Origin of the sequence: Shimia sp. MMG029 (assembly GCF_027947445.1) — a bacterium.
GTDB lineage: Bacteria > Pseudomonadota > Alphaproteobacteria > Rhodobacterales > Rhodobacteraceae > Shimia.
The window spans coordinates 1-1,268 of the sequence record NZ_JAQJIM010000029.1; the positions used below are offsets into that span (position 1 = coordinate 1).

General features: G+C 52.7%; 1 protein-coding gene. It reads right to left on the reverse strand.

The window, feature by feature from the left end; genetic code table 11:
* Positions 1–62: 62 nt before the first annotated feature.
* Positions 63–1,204, reverse strand: a protein-coding gene (locus tag PJL69_RS20240) for an IS3 family transposase (RefSeq protein ID WP_271311303.1) whose coding sequence is annotated in 2 segments (ribosomal slippage) — positions 63–955 and positions 955–1,204 — 1,143 coding nt in all. Because the reading frame shifts where the segments join, the coding sequence is not laid out codon by codon here.
* Positions 1,205–1,268: the final 64 nt, after the last annotated feature.

The following is a 1,268-nucleotide window of genomic DNA, read 5'->3' on the forward strand; positions in this document are numbered from 1 at the left end:
TGACCCAGCCCCTTGATCCGGGCCGTTTGGATGTAGGATCCGTTCCTGTTTCTTTCTCGTGATTAGGTTGCGGTCAAGGCCTGCTGAGCGGAGCCTTTGCGTAGCTCAAGCGAAGTAGGCCGGGTGGTACGGTTGAGATTGGCGTAAACGGCTGGAGCCAGCCCGCCAAGTGAGGTGTGTGGTCGTTGTGTGTTGTAATCAATTCTCCAGTTTTCAATGATCCTCCTTGCTTCAGCAAGATTGCCGAAGATGTGCTCATTCAGGCATTCGTCCCGCAATCTTCCATTGAAGCTTTCCACGAAGGCATTTTGCATGGGCTTCCCAGGCGCGATGTAATGCCAATTCACGCCAGTGTCCTGGCACCACTTCAGAACCGCGTGAGAGGTCATCTCCGTTCCATTATCGGAGACAACCATGTCGGGCTTTCCACGCCGACGGATCCGTTCGCCCAACTCGCGGGTCAGCCGCACTCCAGACAAAGAACGATCTACAACCGTTGCCAGTGCCTCACGAGTGCAATCATCCACGATACACAGCACACGGAACCTTTGGCCGTCTTCAAAGGCATCAGAAACGAAGTCCAACGACCATCGCTGATTAGCGCGATCAGGCACCAATATAGGCCGACGTGTGCCTAAAGCTCGTTTTCTCGAACGTCTGCGACGCACGGCCAAACCCTCTTCACGATACAAACGGAAGAGCTTCTTGTGGTTCACTTCAAAGCCCTCTCTGGCCAGCAGGATACCCAAACGACGATAGCCGAACCGACGACGTTCATTCGCCAACTCGCGCAACCGCTTTCGCAGTGCGTCATCGCCCTGTTCTTGCTTCCGATACTGAAAGACAGACCTATGCAAGTCAGCCAATTCACACGCCCGACGTTCAGACAAACCGTGCTGATCCATCACATCACGCACAGCTCGTCGTTTCACATCAGGCGTCAGTAGTTTTTTGTGGCAAGATCCTTAAGCGCAGCATTATCGAGCATCGCATCTGCCAACATGCGCTTCAGCTTGTTGTTCTCGTCTTCCAAAGCCCGCAGTTTCTTGGCATCCGACACATTCATTCCGCCAAATTTAGCCTTGTACTTGTAGAAGGTCGCATCACTGATGCCATATCGGCGGCACAGTTCCTGCGCCTTAACTCCAGCCTCATATTCTTTGATCATTCCAATGATCTGCTCGTCTGAAAATCTACGTTTCATAGTCCATCCTTTGCTTGGACGGATGACTAACACCTCAATGGCCTGATTTCAGGGGGCTGGGTCA